A 20,646-nucleotide genomic window follows, 5' to 3' on the forward strand; every position below is an offset into this window, starting at 1 on the left:
TGACGTGAGCGGCGCGGGCGGCTACACGCGCTGGAGCACGGCGTAGCCGCCGTCGCTGCCGAGGAGGGCGTAGCGGGCGCCGGGGTGCAGTTTCTCGGCGTCGGCCACGAGGTCGGCGGGCGGTCTGCCGTCGAGGACGTGCTGGGCGACGTAGTCGGGGGTGATGCCGCGGGTGTCGCCGATCCAGAAGACGCGGCAGCGGCCCGCGAGCCGGCTTATGGGGCCGACGTCGGACTCGACGGTGGCGTCGTCGGGTATGCGGGCGAGGAGTCTCTCGGCGGCGTGCACGCTCTCGGGCACGCGGTAGGTCTCGCCCTGGGTGAGGGAGTAGAGGGGCAGCGAGGCGGTGAGCGCGAGGGCCGCGGCGAGGACGGCGCCGGGCAGGTGGTGCGCGTAGGAGCGCAGCCAGGGCCGCCGGTCGCGGTGCGCGCCGGTGAGCGCGTCGGTGAGGGCGATGAAGACGACCGGCATGAGGACGGCGCTGTAGTGCCAGTCGGTGTTCCAGTAATGATCGTCGTGGGAGACGAACCGCCAGCCCAGGGTGGGCAGGGCGACGATCAGCACGGGTGAGCGCAGGGCGAGCAGCCCGGTGGTGGGCAGCAGGGTCCACAGCAGGGTGCGGACCGCGGAGTCGAGGGGGATGACGGGGGCGGGGCCGCCGTCGCCGTCGCCCTTGAGCTTGTTCCAGTAGTCGTACGCGCCGCCGCTGTTGAAAGCCGGGATGATCACGCCGAGGGTGAGGGCGGTGGCGGCGAGCCCGAAGGCGAGCAGGCCCGCGGCGAGGGCGGTCGCGCGGGTGTCGCGGGCGGTGCCGGTGCGCTTCCGGTCGCCGCGCAGCCGGATGAGGATGAGGGCGCCGATGGCGGCGGCGGTGATGCCGAGGTCCTCCTTGACGAGGACGAGCGGCGCGGCCCACCACACCGCGGCCCGCCAGCGCTTGCGGACGACGGCTTCGAGGGAGAACGCCAGCAGCGGCATGGCGAACGCGATCTCGTGGAAGTCGAAGTCGACGGCCCGCTGGACGCCCCAGGAGAGTCCGTACGCGATGCCGATGGCCAGCCCCCGCTTGCGGCCGAGCAGCCCGGCGGCGAGCCGGGTGACGGGTATCGCGGAGAGGGCGAACAGCGCGGCCTGGACGACGAGCAGGGTGACGGGGGAGGGGAAGAGCCGGTAGAAGGGCGCGACGAGCGCGGTGACCGGGCTGAAGTGGTCGCCGAGGATATTGGTGCCGGGGCCCTTGAGGTCGGCTATGGGCGCCTGGAGGTGGGCGTAGCCGCGTATGGCCTGTTCGAAGATGCCCAGGTCCCAGGACATGGTGAGCATCCTGCGGTGCCGGCACACGGACAGCGCGGTGAAGAGGACGAAGAGGGCGCCGGCCAGCCAGTACGGGTCGAGCCGGGGTGCGCGCGGGCCGGTGGTGCGGGGCCGGGTGGCGGGTGCTTCCTCGGCCGCGCGCCGGGCGGGTGCCGGTCCGGTGGCGGCTGCGGCCGGGTCCATGCGCGTTCCCTCTTCTTCTCCGGTGGTTTCCTCCCCGGACGTCCCGGGGCCTCAGTGAAGTGTCCAGGATGCCGCGCGCGCCTGTGGCGGCTGCCGGAAAGTTCCGTGCGGGGACCGTCGGGGGCGGGGCCGTCCTCCTGGGAAGGACGAGGGGCCGCCGCGTCCGGTTCGGTCCGATCCGGCCGGTCTCGGTGCGGTGTCGCCCGCCGTCAGGCGGTCTTCTTCCAGTCGGCGCAGCCGCTGGTCTTGAAGTACGCGTCCTGGGGGGTGATCGTCACGATGCCGCTGCCGGTGACGTTCTCGTTGGCCTCGATGGAGTCCGTGCCGTGCAGGGCGTCCTTGTCGCGTTCCCAGTAGCAGCCGGACTTGTTGCCGTCGGCCTTGTAGGTGCCGGGGGCGATGTCGACGCCGACGCGGTACATGCCGTTGCCGGGGACCTCGCTCTTCGGGGTGCCGGTCTTCTCGTCGGTGACGAGGTTCCAGCCCTTGCAGCCGCGGGTCTTGAAGACCTTGTCGTCGGCGCCGAGGGTCACGTAGCTGGAGCCCACGACGTTGTCGTTGGCGAGGATCGAGTCCAGTTCGCCCTTGGAGTCCTTGGCCCGCTCCCAGTAGCAGCCGAGCTTGTTGCCGGTGGAGCGGTAGGTGCCGGGCTTGACGTCCTTGCCGACCTGATAGGTGCCGCTGCCGGACATGTCGGCCTTCTTCTTCGCCTTGTCGCCGCCCTTGTCCGCGGCCTTGTCCGTGCTCTTGTCCGTGGCCGTCCCGGTGGCGGTGGTCTTGTCGTCCCCGTCGCTCCCTCCGGCCGCCGCGCTGCCGATGGCGACGACGGCGACGATCGCGCCCGCGGCGGTGAGCACCTTGTGCCGGGCGAACCAGTTGCGCTGCTTCTGAGGGTGGGCGTGGTGAGCCATCACTGACACCTTTCGGCGTGGAGAAGTTCGTGAACCGATGGGTCAATGACAACAGAAGCTGTGAACCGAGTCAACAATGTTCACGGTGATGGATCGGTTCACGTCTGTGAAGGGGTCGGTCCGGGGTCGCGGGTATGCTCGACGCCACAGCGAATGGCTCGGAGACGATGGGGAGGAGCCCGGTGCCGGACAGCGCAGCCGAGGTGACCGCGGCCGGGATCGCCCGGCTGGCCGGAGTGGGCCGGGCGGCGGTCAGCAACTGGCGGCGCCGCCACGCCGACTTCCCGCAGCCCGTCGGCGGCACCGAGACCAGCCCCGCCTTCGCCCTCGCCGAGGTCGAGGACTGGCTGCGCCGCCAGGGCAAGCTCGCCGAGGTCTCCCCGGACGAGCGGACCTGGCAGCAGCTCACCGGCCACCCCGCCGGAGCGGCCACCGCCCTCCGGCACGCGGGCGCCGTCCTCCTCCTCGTCCGCGACCGGCCCACCACCTGGCTCGAACTGGCCGCTCTCGGTGACGCCGCGCTGGCCGAGGAGCTGCCCGCCGCGCTGGACGCCGTGCTCACCGCCCGGCTGGGCGAGGACCACCCCGTCGCCCTGCCCACTGCCGCCGAACTGGCCGCCTCCACCGCCCTCGTGCGCGGCGCCGCCGAACTCGCCGCGCAGCGCGGCGCCGGTGGCGTCTACGAGTTCCTGCTCGGCCGCCATCTCGATGCCAACCCCCGGCAGTACACCCTCACCCCGCAGGGCCCAGCCGAGCTGATGGCCGCCCTCGCTCTGGGCGCCGGCCAGCAGGGGCAAAGCGGCGCCGTCCTCGACCCGGCCTGCGGCACCGGCGGCCTGCTGCACGCGGCGGCCGGCACCTTCGGGGCCACGGCCGTCCACGGCCAGGAGCTCGACCCCGACCTCGCCGCGCTCACCGCGCTCCGCCTCGCCCTGCGCACCGACGCCCCCGTGCGCGTCCACGCCGGCGACAGCCTGCGCGCCGACGCCTTCACCGGGACCGCCGCCGACGCCGTCCTGTGCCACCCGCCCTTCAACGAGCGCAACTGGGGCCACGAGGAACTGGCCTACGACCCCCGCTGGGAGTACGGCTTCCCCGCCCGCACCGAGTCCGAGCTCGCCTGGGTCCAGCACGCCCTCGCCCGGCTGCGCGACGGCGGCACCGCCGTCCTGCTGATGCCCCCGGCCGCCGCCTCCCGCCGCTCCGGCCGCCGCGTCCGCGCCGACCTGCTGCGCCGCGGCGCCCTGCGCGCCGTCGTCGCCCTGCCCGCCGGTGCCGCCCCGCCCTACGGCATCCCCCTGCACCTGTGGGTGCTGCGCCGCCCCGACGCCCGGCAGTCGCCCGCCCCGCACGTCCTGCTCGTCGACACCGCGGGCGCCGCGCCCGCGCCCACCGCCGCCGCGGGCCGCGACAAGCTGCCCTGGCAGGCGGTGCGGAGCGCCGTGCTCGACGCCTGGGCGGACTTCGACCGCGACGGCACCGTCCCCGAACAGCCCGGCCGCTGCCGCTCCCTGCCCGTCATCGACCTCCTCGACGACGACGTGGACCTCGCCCCCGCCCGCCACCTCCCGCCGCCCGCGCCCGGCGGGGGCACCGCCGAGCTCGCCGACGTCCACGACCGGCTCACCCTCGCCCTGCGCCGCACCGCCGAACTCGCCCCCGGCCGGCCCGCCGACCCCGCCGGTCCGGCCCGCTGGCCCACCACCACCGTCGGTGAACTCGCCCGCGCCGGAGCCCTGGTGCTGCGCGCGGGCGGCCCCGGCACCACGCCCGGCCCCGGCGAGGCGGCCCCGCCCGTCCTCACCGACCACGACGTGAAATACGGAGGCGCACCCTCCGGAACCCTCCCCGAGGGGCCGGCCGAGGAGCCCGTCCTCCTCCGGCGCGACGACGTCGTCGTGCCCGTGCTCGGCGACGTCACCGCCGCCCGCGTCGTCGACGAGGCCACCGCCGGAGCCGCCCTCGGGCGCGGGCTGTTCCTGCTGCGCCCCGACCCGGCCGCCCTCGACCCCTGGTTCCTCGCCGGATTCCTGCGCGGCACCGCGGGCCGCCGCCAGGCCAGCAGCTACGCCTCCACCGCCACCCGCCTCGACGTCCGCCGCCTCCAGGTGCCCCGCATGCCCCCGGCGGACCAGGTCCGCTACGGTGAGCGCTTCCGCGCGGTCGCCGCCTTCGAAGAGGCCCTGCGCCAGGCCGAACGGCTCGGCGAGCACCTCGTCCAGGGGCTCTACGACGGGCTGGCGGACGGCACCGTCCGGCCGGAGTGATCTGTTACACCGTCCGATCCGTACAACTGGGGCGGCCTCGCCGGAGTCGTAGATAGGCTCAGGTACAACCAGGACCCCAGGAGCAAAGCAATGAACGGCCCAGGCCACACGCCGCCTCGGCGCCCCAGCAGGGCGACAGTGATCACCATCCGGGTGGTCGTCGTCGTGCTCACCGTGTGCACCGTGGGAGTCCTGTGCTGGGTCCCGGTGCTCCGGCTCGCCATCATGCGCCGACGGGCCCAGGACTGGGCGCTGTTCTGGGCCGTGCTGGCCGCGTCCGTCGGGCTGTTCTCGCTGATGCGCAAGTCGCTGTCCGGCACCGGCTGGGACGACGCGGGACTGGCCGGCCTGATGCTCCTCGCCGCGGCCACGCTCACCCTCTACATCCGCACCGACGTCAGGATCCAGCGCGAAGCGGGCGCCGGGCCGGCCGGCCACGCGCACTCCCAGCAGCCCCGCGACCCCTATGTCCACCAACAGCTGACGCAGCCTCAATACATGATGCCCCCTCAGCCCATGGCCGCCCCCCGGAACATGGACGAACCGCGCTACGCCGCTCCCCAGCCCCCGCCCCCGCGCCGCCCCCGGCACGCGCGCCCGCGGCCCACGCCCGAGTCGGCGCAGGCCGTGACCATGGACCAGGCGCCCCCGGGGCCCCGGCAGCCCGGCCCGCCGCAGCCCCCGCCGCGGCCGCACCGGCCCCAGCGCATCGACCAGGTGCGCGCCGAGCTGGACGAACTCAGCGATCTGCTCCGCAGGGAGCCCCGGGACCGCAGGGAGCACGAGCGGTGAACGGCCGGGTCATCGCCGGACGCTATGAACTGTCCACCGTCATCGGCCAGGGCGGCATGGGCCAGGTCTGGACCGCCTACGACCGCCGCCTCGACCGCCGCGTCGCCGTGAAGCTGCTGCGCCCCGACCGGATGGCCGGGACCGAGGGCGCCGACGAGATGCGCCGCCGCTTCGTCCGCGAGTGCCGCGTCACCGCGCAGGTCGACCACCGCGGTCTCGTCACCGTCCACGACGCGGGCAGCGACGGCGAGGAGCTCTATCTCGTCATGCAGTACGCCCCGGGCGCCGACCTCGCCGACCACCTCGCCGAGCACGACCCCTATCCCTGGCAGTGGGCCGTCTCGGTGGCCGCGCAGCTGTGCTCGGTGCTCTCCGCCGTGCACGCCGTGCCCATCGTCCACCGCGACCTCAAGCCCCGGAACGTCATGGTCCGCCCGGACGGCTCCGTGCTCGTACTCGACCTCGGTGTCGCGGCCGTCCTGGACACCGACACCACCCGCCTGACCCGCACCGGCTCACCCATCGGCAGCCCCGCCTACATGGCCCCCGAACAGGCCATGGGCGGCGCGGTCGGCCCGTACACCGACCTCTACGCGCTGGGCGTGCTGCTGCACGAACTCCTCAGCGGCGAGGTGCCGTTCGCCGGGTCCACCGCCCTCGGCGTGCTGCACCGCCACCTCTACGAACCGCCCATACCCGTGCGCAGGCTCCGCCCCGAGGTGCCGCAGGCGCTCGAAGACCTCGTCCTGCGGCTGCTCGCGAAAGACCCGCTGCACCGGCTCGCCGACGCCCAGGAGGCATACCGCGCCCTCGCCCCGCTGCTGCCCGTGCCGGGCGCGGCGGCCGCCCCGCCGTCCGGGCCGATGAACCCCACCCGCCCCTTCCTCCTGCCGCACGCGCCCTGGCCCGAGCGGGCCCCCGCCGCCTTCGCCCCCGCGCAGCCCGCCGCGACCGCGCTCGCCGGCCCGCCGCCCCCGGCCGCCGGCCCCGACGTCGCCGAGGCCGTGGAAGAGGTCAAGCGCCTGCTCGACCAGGGCGGCATCACCCAGGCCGTCGACCTCCTCGGCGCGATCCTCCCGGCCGCCGCGGCGGAACACGGCGAGCGCTCCACGGTCGTACGGACCCTGCGCAAGCAGTACGCCGCCACCTTGATGGACGACGGCCAGTACCGCCGCGCCCTGCCCGAACTGCGGCTGCTCGCCCAGGAGTACGCCCAGGACAGCGGCCCGCACGCGGCCCGGCAGGTGCTGCGCTTCCAGTACGAGGCCGCCCAGTGCCTGGAACAACTCGGCGAAGCCGTCGCCGCCCTGACGGAGTACCGCGCGCTGCTCCCGCTCTTCGAGAACCACCCCGACGACCCCGCCACCCCGCTGGAGATCCGTCGCCGGACAGGCCATCTGCTGCTGTCCCTCGGCGACCGGCAGGCCGCGCACGACACGCTCGCCGCCCTCCTCCACGACGCGGAACGGCTGCACGGACCGCACCACCCGCTGCCCGCCGAGATCAGGCACACCCTCCAGTGGCTGGGCCGGATGAGGGCCTGAGACAGGGCCGGACACCTCAACCACCCGCGAATCGTTGGTCGTACGGGTGGCCCGGATCACAGGGACTCCTTACCATCGATCACCACCAGGTCCAGGTACCGAACGATCTCTGCCGGGAGGCTCCATGATCCGCCGAAGGACCGCGCTCTCCGTCTCCGCCGTCGCCCTCCTCGCCGCGGCCCCCGCCCTCACCGCCTGCGGCTCCGCCTCGCACCCGGGCGCCGCGGCCGTCGTCGGCAAGGACCGGATCACCGTCACCCAGCTCCAGAGCCAGGTCTCGGACGTACGCGACGCGCAGCGGTCCTCCCCGCAGGGACAGCAGCTCCTGGCCAACAGCGCCCGGCTCGGCCAGGACACCCTCATCCGGCTCATCCAGTACCGCATCGTCGCGCGCGCCGGCGCCGACAACGGCATCGACGTGAGCCGCCGCGAGCTCCAGGAACAGCGCGCGGCCGTCGAGCGCGCGAACGGCGGCGCCGACGCGGTACGCAACCGCTTCCTGACCCTCGGCATCGCCCCCGACCAGATCGACCAGGCCCTGACGATGGACCTCACGCGCGCGAAGCTCGACGCGAAGTTCGGGACGGCGCGCACGAACGACATCCTCATGCGGACGTCCGACGCGATGCGGGTCGATGTCAACCCGCGCTACGGAGTCTGGGACGCGAAGCGGGGGACGGCGCAGCCGCTGCGGGAACCGTGGCTGAGGCCGGAGCCGCAGGCTGTTCCCCCGGCGTAGTTCTCCTCTGCGGGTTGTGTGTGGTGGGGGTCCGGGTGGCCTCAAGCGCCGGCCGGGGGTGCGCCGGTCTTCAATCTTTTAGCCCGTCCGGCGTTTGAGGACAACGCGCGAAGCGTGTTGGGGGGCCGGGGTCTCCCCGGTTCCGGGAAGGGGCGGGCAGGGGAAAAGGCCAGCCGCAGGCGCCCACCCACCCGCAGCCGGGGGCCTGGGGCATGCGCCCCAGTGCGGGAAGGGGCGGGGCCGGGGAAAGGCCCGCCGCGGGCGGCAACGGCGGCGCACCGGCCCAAAAGAACCGCACCCAGCGGAAAGCGTACGCTCGACCCGTGAACGACTCCGGCCGCATCATCCTGCTCACGACCAGCCACCGCGTAGCCCCCGGCCTCCTCTCCTGGCCCGCCTGGGAAGCCCTGCGCCAAGCCGATCGCGTGCTCTGCGCCGACCCCGCCCACCCCCAGCTCCCGTACCTCAGGGAGGCCGGCGTCGACGTGGAGCACGCCACCGCCACCGCCCGCGAGCTCGTGGACCACTGCGTGGCGGGCGGCGGCCGGGACGTCGTCGTCCTCACCACCGCCGAGGGTGACTCCGCGCTCACCGACGGCCTGGCCCGGCTCGCCGGCTCGGGGCGCGAGGACATGCCGGCGCTGGAACTGCTGCCCGGCGCGTACGACCTGCCCGGCGCCCGCCTCCTCGACCTCGTGCAGGTCATGGACCGGATCCGCGGGGCCTGCCCGTGGACCGGCATCCGCACCCACGAGGACCTCGCGAAGTACGGGCTGGAGGAGATGTACGAGCTCCTGGAGGCCATCGAGACCGGTGACCGGGAAGCGCTGCGCGAGGAGCTCGGCGATGTGCTGCTCCAGGTCGTCTTCCACGCCCGGATCGCCCAGGACGACCCCGACGAGCCGTTCTCCGTCGACGACGTGGCGGGCACGATCGTCGACAAGCTCATCCACCGCCACCCGCACGTCTTCGGCGAGGAGAGCGCCGAGACCCCGGAGGACGTCAAGGCGCACTGGCTGCGGACGAAGGCGGACGAGAAGCGCCGCGACTCGGTCACCGAGGGCGTCCCGCTGGGCCAGCCCGCCCTCGCCCTCGCCGCGAAGCTGGCCTCGCGGGTCCGTACGGAGGGCATCGACGTCGCCCTCCCGGCCGGCGAAGGCGTCGGCTACGAACTGCTGGCCCTGGCGGCCCGGGCCGAAGCGGACGGCGTGGACCCGGAGACGGCGCTGCGCGCGGCGGCCCGCACCTACCGCGACGCGATCCGCGCGGCGGAGCGCGCGGGGTAGTGCCGGGCCCGGCCGTGTGAAACACCCGTTCGGCCTAGATGTCGACTTGTCCTGGGGGTCGGGGGGTACCCGAGTTCCATGCGTATCGAGTACACCGACCTCGCCGCCCCCGACTGGCTCGGGGGCATCGTCCAGTTCATCGTCGGCATCTGCGTCGTCGCGCTGCTGATCCTGGCGGTCGTCTACGGCTTCCGGAAGCGTGACAAGGAGCCGCCCCCGCCGTCCCAGCCCCAGCGACGCCAGGGCGCCTGGCAGACCCGTCAGGAACACGACACGGGCCCGGAGTCGCCCGACCACGGTCCGGGGCACAACGACGAGAACGGTGTGATCGGCTATGTCACCGAGCACCGCGAATCCGATGAGCTCCACCCCGAGGCGGAGGGGGAGCGCGTCCTCCCGCACGAGGTCAGGAACCCCGGCAGCCACCCGGAGGAACTCACCGAGGAGCGCAAGAAGTGGAACCCGGGCGGCAGTGGCGGCTTCGGCAGCGGCGGGGGCGGTCACACGTAGGCCCCGCCGGGCGGGCCGGGACCGGTGGGTCAGCCTGGCCCCGGGCCCGTCCTTCCGGCTCCTCGGCCGCGCCGGGAGGGTGACCCGGGCGGGCTCGGAGGCCCGTCGGCACCGGCCGGATCCAGCCCGTCCGGCGGGTGAGGACACCGCCGCGCGGCGGTGGTGCGCGCGACACCACCCGCGCAACGGCCGCCCCGGCCCCAGGTAGCGTCAGTGGACGTGCACGACATCACCCCCGCCGCCATCCCCCCGCTCTTCACCTGGGAATTCGCCGCCGACCCGTACCCCACGTACGCCTGGCTCCGCGAGAACGCCCCCGTCCACCGCACCGCGCTCCCCAGCGGCGTGGACGCCTGGCTGGTGACCCGCTACGCCGACGCCCGGCAGGCGCTCGCCGATCAGCGGCTGTCGAAGAACCCCGTGCACCACAGCGAGTCCGCGCACGGCAAGGGGAAGGTCGGCATCCCGGGCGAGCGCAGCGCCAATCTGATGACGCACCTGCTCAACATCGACCCGCCGGACCACACCCGGCTGCGCCGGCTCGTGTCCAAGGCGTTCACGCCGGGGCGCGTCGCCGAGTTCGCGCCGCGCGTCCAGGAGCTGACCGACGGGCTCATCGACGACTTCTGCGCGCGGGGGAGCGCCGACCTCATCCACGAGTTCGCCTTCCCCCTCCCCATCTATGCCATCTGCGACCTGCTCGGCGTGCCGGCCGAGGACCAGGACGACTTCCGTGACTGGGCGGGCATGATGATCCGCCACGGCGGCGGCCCGCGCGGTGGCGTCGCCCGCGCGGTGAAGAAGATGCGCGCCTATCTCGCGGAACTGATCCACCGAAAGCGGGAGAACCCCGGCGAGGACCTGATCTCGGGTCTGATCCGGGCAAGCGACCACGGCGAGCACCTCACCGGGAACGAGGCCGCGGCGATGGCCTTCATCTTGCTTTTCGCTGGTTTTGAAACAACTGTGAACCTGATCGGTAACGGTCTCCACGCCCTCCTGCGCAATCCCGGGCAGCGCGAGCGGCTCCAACTGGCCCTCGCCGAAGGGGACGAGAGCCTGCTCGCGACGGGTGTGGAGGAACTGCTGCGGTACGACGGCCCGGTGGAGCTCGCCACCTGGCGGTTCGCCAAGCAGGAGCTGGTGATCGGCGGTCAGCGCATCGCCGAGGGGGACCCCGTGCTCGTGGTTCTCGCGGCCGCCGACCGGGACCCGGAGCGCTTCACGGAGCCCGACACCCTCGACCTCTCCCGGGCCGACAACCAGCACCTCGGATACGGGCACGGCATCCACTACTGCCTGGGTGCCCCGCTGGCCCGGCTCGAGGGCAGGACCGCGCTCGCGACGCTGCTGCGCCGCCTCCCTGACCTGCGGCTTTCTGTCGATCCGGAGGAATTGCGGTGGCGCGGCGGGCTCATCATGCGCGGACTGCGCACCCTGCCGGTCGAGTTCGAGGCGCATGCCGGATGACCCTGCGTCAACCGGCGTGACCACCGCGTGACCCGCGCTACACCGGCTTGTGACTGAAGGGGCCGGTGGCTATGTTCGACCACCATATTCGCCGTCACACGAGAGGCCATCACATGCGCTCCGGGAACGGTCGACATCGTCGCCCCCGTCAGGTACCCGCCGTCGTGGTCGCAGCGGGGGTGACGGGGTCGGCCCTCGCCATGCCGCTGCTCGCGGCCACCGGCGCCGGCGCCGCCGACGCCCCCACGTGGGACCGCGTCGCCCAGTGCGAGAGCGGCGGGACGTGGAGCACCAACTCCGGCAACGGCTCCTACGGCGGGCTGCAGATGACCCAGGAGCTGTGGGAGCGGTACGGCGGCCGCGCGTACGCCCCGCGCCCCGACCTCGCCAGCCGTCAGCAGCAGATCGCCGTCGCCGAGGAGGTCCTGAACGCCGGTGCGAGCACCTGGCAGGCGTGCGGCTCCGCCGCGGGCCTCACCAAGGACGGCAAGGCCCCGGAAGTGACGCCCGGCAGCACCAAGGCGCCGACGCGCGACGCACCCGCGCCTGGTGCACCGGAGCGCACTCCCTCCGCACCCGCGACGGGCGGCTCCGCGCCGTCGGACTCCACCGCTTCCCCGGCTGCCCCGGCCTCACCGTCCGCAAACCCGGACGCGACGCCGGACGCGAAGCCTTCCTCCGGGACCCCTTCGCCCTCCACGAGCGACAAGCCCGAGAGCGGCAAGCACCGCAAGGACCCGGGCAGCCCGACGACCGGCCCGACGACCGGGCCCACGGGCGACCCCACCCAAATCCCCACGTCGGGCGCGCCGTCCACGCGGAAGCCGGCCGACCCGTCCACCGGCACGCCGGGATCCGCGGACTCCGCGTCCCCGCACGCGCCGTCCACCGGCGGCCCGGCGGAAGGCTCCGGTCCGGACTCCGGTCCCGCTTCCGGTCCGGGCTCGGGCAAGCACCGTGCCGAGCCGCCGCGTTCGGACGACGAGGGCCGCGCCTCGCGCGGCGGCGAAGACGCCCGTACGGACAGGCCCGCCGCCGGGGATTACACGGTGCGGCCGGGTGACAACCTGTCAGTCATCGCGGAGGCCCACTCCGTTAACGGTGGGTGGCAATCGCTGTACCAGCGGAACGAGAAAGTTGTCGGTTCCGATCCCGATTTGATACTTCCTGGTCAGCGGCTTGAGGTCGGCAAATAGACCGACAGTTCGGGGGGAATGTCCGTTCCAGTCGAAAGTGAGACATGGGTCTCGTTGAACTTCCGCGGAACGGCCCCCTCCAAAACTTGGCACACCCGCTCCCACCTGCGGAAATGCCAGGTTTCTATGGGTAACAAGAGGCAACTGTGGCTGGAAAGAGGGGTTTGAACCCGTCGGCCCGGAGTGCTTACCGTCATGACCGCTCGCCAAAGCGAGCACCACGGTCGCCACGCCGAATCCTGCCGGCGACCGGCGGAGTCGTCGCGCAAGCGCCGTAGGCAGGAGCGGGGGAACCAAGGTAGGCGCCGGAACGAATCCACCGGTCGGTGACCGGAGGATCCGGGACGGCTTGGGGTGAAGCCGAGTGTGCTCGCACACGAGGCCGGGCGAACTCACAGCCCGAACCCGACAGCTCACCTCGTAGGCGTCGGTGAGGAAACGACTCATGTCCAAGGGCAAGCACCGTCGTCCGTCCAAGGCCGTCCGCATCGTCACGCTCGCCGGTGTCACCGGCGCCGCGGTCGCGGCCCCGCTGATGATCGCGACCTCCGCGAACGCCGCCTCCGTCTCCACCTGGGACAAGGTCGCCCAGTGCGAGTCCGGCGGTAACTGGTCCATCAACACCGGCAACGGTTACTACGGCGGCCTGCAGTTCTCGCAGTCCTCCTGGAACGCCGCCGGCGGCCAGAGCTACGCCGACCGAGCCGACCACGCCAGCAAGTCCCAGCAGATCGCCGTCGCCGAGAAGCTCCTCGCCATGCAGGGCCCGGGCGCCTGGGGCTGCGCCGTGTCCGGCATGACCCCCGGTGGCTCGGGTGCCGGCGCGGACACCTCCGGCTCGGAGAAGGCCGACCGCGGCACCTCCACGAAGTCGCACGCCGACCGCAGCGAGCGCCAGGCCGCGCCGAAGAAGACCACCCCGAAGCACGCCGCTCCGCAGGCGCAGAGCTCCGACGAGGACGAGTCCGAGGCCGCCCCGGCCCCGAAGCAGACCGCGCCGAAGCACGCCGCCCCGAAGCCCGTGCAGAAGGGTGACGGCGAGTACCAGGTCAAGGAAGGCGACACCCTCGGCAAGATCGCCGACGCCAACAAGGTCAAGGGCGGCTGGGAGAAGCTCTACGACCTGAACAAGGACGTCGTCGCCAACGCCGATCTGATCTTCCCGGGCCAGCAGCTGCACCTCAGCTGATCCGGTGGGTGCGGCGGTTCTCACCGCCGCACCCGATCGCTCACAGCGACACCGCCCCGCTCCGCCGCGAACCCCGAGCCGCGCTGGAGCGGGGCTTCGCCGTTCGCTCCCGGAACTGGGGGCAAGCCCCCAGACCCCCCTGCAACACGGCTTCGCCGCGTTGTCCTCAAGCGCCGGACGGGCTGAATGGCGCACTCAGATCAGCCAAAACCAGCCCGTCCGGCGCTTGAGGACGCGGCCGCAGGCCGCTCCCGCCGCAGGCGGCAACGGACCGCACCCAGAAGACCAGAAGCGAGCCGCAGGCTTCACCGTTCAGCGAAACATTGCCGCCATTCGCCCCGTGATCATCGCGTTTGTGCCATTTTTCGGTCCATGAGGCGTCCCGACGGCAGAGCGACCCCCCGCCGCCCGTTAGGCTCGTGCTCGCAGAACTCCAGACACACACGAAGGAGACCCTCGTGCCGTCCATCGACGTCGTCGTAGCTCGCGAGATCCTCGACTCGCGAGGCAACCCCACGGTCGAGGTCGAGGTCGGCCTCGACGACGGCTCCACGGGCCGTGCCGCCGTGCCGTCCGGTGCCTCGACCGGTGCCTTCGAGGCCATCGAGCTCCGTGACGGTGACAAGAACCGTTACCTCGGCAAGGGCGTCGAGAAGGCCGTGCTGGCCGTCATCGAGCAGATCGGCCCGGAGCTCGTCGGCTACGACGCCACCGAGCAGCGCCTGATCGACCAGGCGATGTTCGACCTGGACGCCACCGACAACAAGGGCTCGCTCGGCGCCAACGCCATCCTCGGCGTCTCCCTCGCCGTCGCGCACGCCGCGTCCGAGGCATCCGACCTGCCGCTCTTCCGCTACCTGGGCGGCCCGAACGCGCACCTGCTGCCCGTTCCGATGATGAACATCCTCAACGGTGGGTCGCACGCCGACTCCAACGTGGACATCCAGGAGTTCATGATCGCCCCGATCGGCGCGGAGTCCTTCTCCGAGGCCCTGCGCTGGGGCGCCGAGGTCTACCACACCCTCAAGGCCGTGCTGAAGGCCAAGGGCCTGTCCACCGGCCTCGGCGACGAGGGCGGCTTCGCCCCGAACCTGGGCTCCAACCGCGAGGCCCTCGACCTCATCCTCGAGGCCGTCAAGCAGGCCGGCTACACCCCCGGCCAGGACATCGCGCTCGCGCTGGACGTCGCCGCCTCCGAGTTCTACAAGGACGGCTCGTACCACTTCGAGGGCAAGTCCCGCTCGGCCTCCGAGATGACGGACTACTACGCCGAGCTCGTCGCCGCGTACCCGCTGGTCTCCATCGAGGACCCGCTGTTCGAGGACGACTGGGACGGCTGGAAGACCCTCACCGAGCGCCTCGGCGACAAGGTGCAGATCGTCGGCGACGACCTGTTCGTCACCAACCCCGAGCGCCTCGGCCGCGGCATCGAGGAGGGCGCCGCCAACGCCCTGCTGGTCAAGGTCAACCAGATCGGTTCGCTGACCGAGACCCTCGACGCCGTCGAGCTGGCCCAGCGCAACGGCTTCAAGTGCATGATGTCGCACCGCTCCGGTGAGACCGAGGACGTCACCATCGCCGACCTCGCCGTCGCCACCAACTGCGGTCAGATCAAGACCGGCGCCCCGGCCCGCTCCGAGCGCGTCGCGAAGTACAACCAGCTGCTGCGCATCGAGGAGATCCTCGACGACGCCGCGGTCTACGCCGGCCGCAGCGCCTTCCCGCGCTTCAAGGGCTGACACCCGCCGGGGGACGGAAACCCCCGTGCGATATCCACAGCCTCACCACGTCCCCGGCCACGGTCCCGTACCGTGGCCGGGGACGTACGTTCGCAGGCGAGGCTGTCGAGGGACCACGGGGAGGCGAAGTGGCGGGTGACCGGTTCTCGACCGCGGCCAGACTCAAGGCGCTGGTGCGGGGCCCGCGGGCCCGGGTCTACCGCGCGCGGACCCGCCGCCGGGGCAGGCTCACCGGGCGCGCGGCGCTGCTCGCGCTCGTCGTCTGCTCCCTGGTCGTCGCCCTCGCCTATCCCATGCGCCAATGGGTCACCCAGCGCTCGGACATCGCCGGTCAGCGGCAGCGCACCGAGCAGGCCCGCAAGCAGGTGCAGCGGCTGCTGGACGAGAAGGCCCGCCTGGAGGACCCGGCGTATGTCGAGCAGCAGGCCCGCGAGCACCTGCACTACCTCCGCCCCGGCGAGACCGGCTACAGCGTGGTCGACGGCAGCGGCACCGCCCGCCGCCCCAAGGACCAAGGCGCCGCCGACCGCCCCTGGTACAGCAATCTCTGGGACGGCGTGGACCAGGCCGACGCCTCGGACGCCCCGGGCGCCGGCCGCTGACCGCACCCCCGCACCGAGCTTCACCGAGACCTCCACCGAGACCGAGTACGAGCGAGCACATGGACACCCCTCCTCCGAAGACCGAGCCCACCGAGCCCACCGACGCGGATATCGCGGCGTTCAAGGAGCAGCTGGGCCGCCCGCCGCGCGGGCTGCGCGCCATCGCCCACCGCTGCCCGTGCGGCAACCCCGATGTCGTCGAGACCCAGCCGCGGCTGGAGGACGGCACGCCCTTCCCGACGCTCTTCTATCTGACCTGCCCGCGCGCGGCCTCGGCGATCGGCACGCTGGAGGCGGACGGCGTCATGAAGGAGATGACGGAGCGTCTGAAGACCGACCCGGAGCTCGCTGCGGCGTACGAGAAGGCGCACGAGGACTACATCACGCGCCGTGACGCGATCGAGGTCCTGGAGGGCTTCCCCAGCGCGGGCGGCATGCCGGACCGCGTCAAGTGCCTGCACGTGCTCGTGGGTCACTCGCTGGCCGCGGGCCCGGGCGTCAACCCGCTGGGCGACGAGGCGATCGCCATGCTGCCCGAGTGGTGGGCCAAGGGCCCGTGCGTCAACCCGTGCGGAGGCGAGGAGAAGTGACCCGCGTAGCCGCTGTCGACTGCGGCACGAACTCCATCCGGCTGCTCGTCGCCGACCTCGACCCGGCGACCGGTGAGCTCACCGAGCTGGACCGGCGGATGCGGATCGTCCGGCTCGGCCAGGGCGTGGACCGCACGGGCCGGCTGGCGGACGAGGCGCTGGAGCGCACGTTCGCCGCGTGCCGGGAGTACGCGGAGGTGATCCGCGATCTGAAGGCCGAGCGGACCCGCTTCGTGGCGACCTCCGCGTCCCGTGACGCGGAGAACCGCGAGGAGTTCGTGCGCGGGATCGTCGCGATCCTGGGCGTGGAGCCCGAGGTGATCAGCGGTGACCAGGAGGCGGAGTTCTCCTTCACCGGCGCGACCAAGGAGCTCACCGGCCGCGACGACCTGGACAAGCCCTTCCTGGTCGTGGACATCGGCGGCGGCTCCACGGAGTTCGTCGTCGGCGACGACCACGTCCGGGCGGCGCGCAGCGTGGACGTCGGCTGCGTCCGGATGACCGAGCGTCACCTCGCGGCGGACGGCGCGGTCGCCGACCCCCCGGCGGCCGCCGGGCTCGCCGCGATGCGGGCCGACATCGACGCGGCGCTGGACCTCGCGGAGGAGTCGGTGCCGCTGCGCGAGGCGCGCACCCTCGTCGGCCTGGCCGGCTCGGTCACCACGGTCGCGGCCATCGCGCTGGGGCTCGCGGAGTACGACTCGGCGGCGATCCACCACGCGCGGATCCCCCTGGAGAAGGTCCGGGAGATCACGGACATGCTGCTGGCGTCGACGCACGAGCAGCGCGCGGCGATCCCGGTGATCCACCCGGGCCGCGTCGACGTGATCGCGGCGGGCGCGCTGGTGCTCCGTCGCGTGATGGAGCGGGCGGGCGCCGAGGAGGTCGTGGTGAGCGAGCACGACATCCTGGACGGCATCGCCTGGAGCATCGCCTAGAGAAGGTCGCCGAAGGGTCGCGCAGGGGCTCCTGAGGGCCCCTGCGGGGCCTTTCGAAGCCTCTGCGGGAGCCCCTGCGGAGGAAAGTTCGTGAAATCCTTCACATGAAAAAACGAGGCGTCGCACAAGCCGATGCGCCGTTGTGCCCCGTTTGGGTCGTTCCAAACGTTCGGCAGCCGGATACCGGGCGGTATCTGTCGAGTTAAAGAGACGCTTATGCGAGCTGCCGTACGGCAGTGGTCTACCCCTCGGCGGAGCCGCAAGGCCAGTTCAGCAGGGGTCTTCAACGCGCGTGTCCACGCCGTGGTTCCCTCGGGGTGCTATGGCATGGGTCACGGGGGCGGCGGAGTGTAGCAGACCCCTCCCCACTCCTTGTGAAGGGGCTCACGAGCACCCCCGTCCGGAGTGCTGGATACTCGAAACATGAGCACCACGGAGCGTCCACGGATCCTCGTAGTAGGCGGTGGGTACGTCGGCCTGTACGCGGCGCGCCGCATCCTTAAGAAGATGCGGTACGGCGAGGCGACCGTCACGGTCGTCGACCCGCGCTCGTACATGACGTACCAGCCCTTCCTCCCCGAAGCAGCTGCCGGCAGTATCTCCCCCCGCCACGTCGTGGTGCCGCTGCGACGCGTGCTCCCCAAGGCGGAGGTCCTCACCGGCCGCGTCACGACCATCGACCAGGACCGCAAGGTAGCCACGATCGCGCCGCTCGTCGGCGAGGCGTACGAGCTGCCCTTCGACTACCTGGTCGTCGCGCTCGGCGCCGTCTCCCGTACCTTCCCGATCCCCGGCCTCGCCGAGAACGGCATCGGCATGAAGGGCATCGAGGAGGCCATCGGCCTGCGCAACCACGTCCTCGAGCAGCTCGACAAGGCCGACTCGACCACCGACGAGGAGATCCGCCGCAAGGCGCTCACCTTCGTCTTCATCGGCGGCGGCTTCGCCGGCGCGGAGACGGTCGGCGAGGTCGAGGACATGGCCCGCGACGCCGCGAAGTACTACCCGAACGTCAAGCGCGAGGACATGCGCTTCGTTCTGGTCGACGCCGCCGACAAGATCCTCCCCGAGGTCGGCCCGAAGCTCGGCGCCTACGGCAAGCAGCACCTCGAGAGCCGCGGCGTGGAGATCCACCTCTCCACCTCGATGGACTCCTGCGTCGACGGCCACGTCGTGCTGAAGAACGGCCTCGAGGTCGACTCCAACACGATCGTGTGGACCGCGGGCGTCAAGCCCAACCCGGCGCTGGCCCGCTTCGGCCTGCCGCTCGGTCCGCGCGGCCACGTCGACACCTCCGAGACCCTCCAGGTCCAGGGCACCGACTACATCTGGGCCGCGGGCGACAACGCCCAGGTCCCGGACATGGTCGGCCGCAAGGCGGGCAACGAGAACGCCTGGTGCCCGCCGAACGCCCAGCACGCGCTGCGCCAGGCCAAGGTCCTCGGCGACAACGTGGTCTCGGGCATGCGGGGCTTCCCGCAGAAGACGTACGAGCACGCCAACAAGGGTGCGGTGGCGGGTCTCGGCCTCCACAAGGGCGTCGCGATGATCGTCATGGGCAAGATGAAGATCAAGCTCAAGGGCCGTCTCGCCTGGTACATGCACCGTGGTTACCACGGCATGGCCATGCCGACCTTCAACCGCAAGATCCGCGTCTTCGCGGACTGGACCCTGGGCATGTTCCTCAAGCGCGAGGTCGTCTCGCTCGGTGCCATGGAGAACCCCCGCGAGGAGTTCTACGAGGCCGCCAAGCCCGCCCCGCAGATCAAGAAGGACGCTCCGGCCGACAGCACGAAGGCCAAGGCTTCCTGACCTCGGCTCACCGCCGCGCGCGCCGCGGTCAATACGCCGAAGGGCGTCCACCAATCCGTGGGGTGGACGCCCTTAGGCGTATCCGGTGACACAGTGCCGTTCTAATCTGACAGAACGGGACTACCGGCCCTGCTCTTGATGTTTAGGTGTCAGTTGAACGTTTCTCCTGACCTTGCATCATGGAGGTGTGCGACATGGCCGACGCCGCTCGACGGCTCACCACGCTCGTGGAAGACGTACTGGGAGCGCCGCTCCCCGTCCGGATCCGCGCCTGGGACCGCAGCGAGTACGGCCCGCCGGGCACCCCCGCCCTCGTCATCCGCCACCGCCGCGCCCTGCGCCGACTGCTCTGGAAGCCCGGCGAGCTGGGCCTGGCCCGCGCCTGGGTCGCGGGTGAGATCGATGTCGAGGGCGATCTCTACGAGGCGCTCGACCTGCTCGCCGGCACGCTCTGGGAGCGCGGCGAGGACTCCGGCCGCAAGAGCGGCCTCACCGCCCTGCTGACCGCCGTGCGCGACCCGCGCCTGCGGGCCGCGGCCGCCACGCTGGCCAAGCTCGGCGGCCCCGGCCTCCCGCCCCGCCCGCCGCGCGAGGAGGCCCCGAGGACCGGCGGCCGCCTGCACACCCTGCGCCGCGACAAAGAGGCCATCAGCCACCACTACGACGTGGGCAACGCCTTCTACGAGAAGGTGCTCGGCCCCTCCATGGTCTACTCCTGTGCCTACTGGGAGAGCCCGGAGGGCACTCTTGAGGACGCCCAGCGGGCCAAGCTCGACCTGGTCTGCCGCAAGCTCGATCTCCAGCCCGGACAGCGGCTGCTGGACGTCGGCTGCGGCTGGGGCTCGATGGTGCTGCACGCGGCCCGGGAGTACGGCGTCAGCGCGGTCGGCATCACCCTCTCCGAGGAGCAGGCCGCGTACGGCCGCAAGCGCGTCGCCGAGGCCGGGCTCGCGGACCGCGTCGAGATCCGGGTGCAGGACTACCGCGAGATCGCCGACGGCCCCTTCGACGCCATCTCCTCCATCGGCATGGCCGAGCACGTCGGCTCCGTGCGCTACGCGGAGTACGCCGCCGACGTCCACGCCCTCCTCAAGCCCGGCGGCCGGCTGCTCAACCACCAGATCGCGCGGCGCCCGCTGATGGACGAAGAGGGCTACGAGACGGACGAGTTCATAGACCGCTACGTCTTCCCCGACGGCGAGCTGGCCCCGGTGGGCCGGACCGTCGCGCAGCTGGAGGAGGCCGGCTTCGAGGTGCGCGACGTGGAGGCCATCCGCGAGCACTACGCGCTGACGCTGCGTCAGTGGGTGCGGAACCTGGAGGCCCACTGGGCCGAGGCGGTGCGCCTGACCTCCCCGGGCCGGGCGCGGGTCTGGCGTCTCTACATGGCGGCCTCCGCCCTCTCCTTCGAGCGCAACCGCATCGGGGTGAACCAGGTCCTGGCCGTCCGCACGCCGGAGTCGGGCGCGTCCGGTATGCCGCTGCGCGCGCGGGACTGGCGGCGGTAGGCCCGTAACCGGTGTCCTCGACAACGCCGGACGGGCCGGTTCTCGGCTGAGCTCAG

At 72.3% G+C, this 20,646-nt stretch carries 17 protein-coding genes and 1 riboswitch; of the genes, 15 read left to right on the forward strand and 2 right to left on the reverse strand.

Annotation, left to right across the window (positions count from 1 at the left end; all coding sequences use genetic code 11):
• Window positions 1–21: 21 nt before the first annotated feature.
• Both ACH427_RS16535 and ACH427_RS16540 read right to left on the reverse strand, forming a co-directional pair.
• Window positions 22–1,497, reverse strand: a complete 1,476-nt coding sequence (locus ACH427_RS16535) for a DUF2079 domain-containing protein (protein WP_398870176.1) — start codon at window positions 1,495–1,497, stop codon at window positions 22–24.
• Window positions 1,498–1,706: 209 nt separating this feature from the next.
• Window positions 1,707–2,408 (reverse strand): hypothetical protein, encoded by a 702-nt coding sequence (locus ACH427_RS16540; protein ID WP_398870177.1) that lies wholly within the window; start codon window positions 2,406–2,408, stop codon window positions 1,707–1,709.
• A 167-nt stretch (window positions 2,409–2,575) separates the two neighbouring features.
• Between ACH427_RS16540 and ACH427_RS16545 the strand changes: the two genes are divergently transcribed.
• The 15 genes from ACH427_RS16545 (at window position 2,576) to ACH427_RS16615 (ending at window position 20,590) form a co-directional block, all read left to right on the forward strand.
• The gene (locus ACH427_RS16545) at window positions 2,576–4,675 is read left to right on the forward strand and encodes an N-6 DNA methylase (protein WP_398870307.1); all 2,100 of its coding nucleotides are present in this window, start codon (window positions 2,576–2,578) and stop codon (window positions 4,673–4,675) included.
• Between the two features lie 90 nt (window positions 4,676–4,765).
• On the forward strand, window positions 4,766–5,467 hold the full coding sequence (locus ACH427_RS16550; protein ID WP_398870178.1) for a hypothetical protein: 702 nt from the start codon (window positions 4,766–4,768) through the stop codon (window positions 5,465–5,467).
• Window positions 5,468–5,523: 56 nt separating this feature from the next.
• Window positions 5,524–7,011, forward strand: a complete 1,488-nt coding sequence (locus tag ACH427_RS16555; protein ID WP_398870308.1) for a protein kinase — start codon at window positions 5,524–5,526, stop codon at window positions 7,009–7,011.
• Window positions 7,012–7,135: 124 nt separating this feature from the next.
• The gene (locus ACH427_RS16560) at window positions 7,136–7,750 is read left to right on the forward strand and encodes a SurA N-terminal domain-containing protein (RefSeq protein ID WP_398870179.1); all 615 of its coding nucleotides are present in this window, start codon (window positions 7,136–7,138) and stop codon (window positions 7,748–7,750) included.
• A gap of 212 nt (window positions 7,751–7,962) precedes the next feature.
• Window positions 7,963–9,036 (forward strand): nucleoside triphosphate pyrophosphohydrolase, encoded by a 1,074-nt coding sequence (locus tag ACH427_RS16565; protein WP_398870180.1) that lies wholly within the window; start codon window positions 7,963–7,965, stop codon window positions 9,034–9,036.
• Between the two features lie 78 nt (window positions 9,037–9,114).
• Window positions 9,115–9,546 carry a DUF6479 family protein gene (locus ACH427_RS16570; protein WP_398870181.1) on the forward strand — a complete coding sequence of 144 codons (432 nt, stop codon included), beginning with the start codon at window positions 9,115–9,117 and terminating at the stop codon, window positions 9,544–9,546.
• A 219-nt stretch (window positions 9,547–9,765) separates the two neighbouring features.
• Entirely contained in the window at window positions 9,766–11,016 is a 1,251-nt protein-coding gene (locus tag ACH427_RS16575; RefSeq protein WP_398870182.1) for a cytochrome P450, read from the forward strand.
• Between the two features lie 164 nt (window positions 11,017–11,180).
• Window positions 11,181–12,212: a transglycosylase family protein gene (locus ACH427_RS16580; RefSeq protein ID WP_398870183.1), complete on the forward strand. Its 1,032-nt coding sequence runs from the start codon at window positions 11,181–11,183 to the stop codon at window positions 12,210–12,212.
• 293 nt (window positions 12,213–12,505) lie between these two features.
• A riboswitch (cyclic di-AMP (ydaO/yuaA leader) is annotated at window positions 12,506–12,654 on the forward strand.
• Window positions 12,655–12,657: 3 nt separating this feature from the next.
• Window positions 12,658–13,401 carry a transglycosylase family protein gene (locus tag ACH427_RS16585; RefSeq protein WP_398870184.1) on the forward strand — a complete coding sequence of 248 codons (744 nt, stop codon included), beginning with the start codon at window positions 12,658–12,660 and terminating at the stop codon, window positions 13,399–13,401.
• Window positions 13,402–13,859: 458 nt separating this feature from the next.
• A complete protein-coding gene (gene eno, locus ACH427_RS16590; protein WP_398870185.1) occupies window positions 13,860–15,140 on the forward strand; it encodes a phosphopyruvate hydratase in 1,281 nt (426 codons plus the stop codon).
• A 128-nt stretch (window positions 15,141–15,268) separates the two neighbouring features.
• On the forward strand, window positions 15,269–15,742 hold the full coding sequence (locus ACH427_RS16595; protein WP_398870186.1) for a septum formation initiator family protein: 474 nt from the start codon (window positions 15,269–15,271) through the stop codon (window positions 15,740–15,742).
• A gap of 59 nt (window positions 15,743–15,801) precedes the next feature.
• On the forward strand, window positions 15,802–16,332 hold the full coding sequence (locus ACH427_RS16600; protein ID WP_361525475.1) for a DUF501 domain-containing protein: 531 nt from the start codon (window positions 15,802–15,804) through the stop codon (window positions 16,330–16,332).
• Window positions 16,329–17,270, forward strand: a complete 942-nt coding sequence (locus ACH427_RS16605; RefSeq protein ID WP_398870187.1) for an exopolyphosphatase — start codon at window positions 16,329–16,331, stop codon at window positions 17,268–17,270. The genes ACH427_RS16600 and ACH427_RS16605 overlap by 4 nt, the downstream gene beginning before the upstream one ends.
• Window positions 17,271–17,693: 423 nt before the next feature.
• Entirely contained in the window at window positions 17,694–19,082 is a 1,389-nt protein-coding gene (locus tag ACH427_RS16610) for an NAD(P)/FAD-dependent oxidoreductase (RefSeq protein ID WP_398870188.1), read from the forward strand.
• Window positions 19,083–19,276: 194 nt separating this feature from the next.
• Window positions 19,277–20,590 carry a class I SAM-dependent methyltransferase gene (locus ACH427_RS16615; protein ID WP_398870189.1) on the forward strand — a complete coding sequence of 438 codons (1,314 nt, stop codon included), beginning with the start codon at window positions 19,277–19,279 and terminating at the stop codon, window positions 20,588–20,590.
• Window positions 20,591–20,646: the final 56 nt, after the last annotated feature.

Source organism: Streptomyces sp. NPDC020379, from assembly GCF_044387105.1.
Classification (GTDB): Bacteria; Actinomycetota; Actinomycetes; order Streptomycetales; family Streptomycetaceae; genus Streptomyces.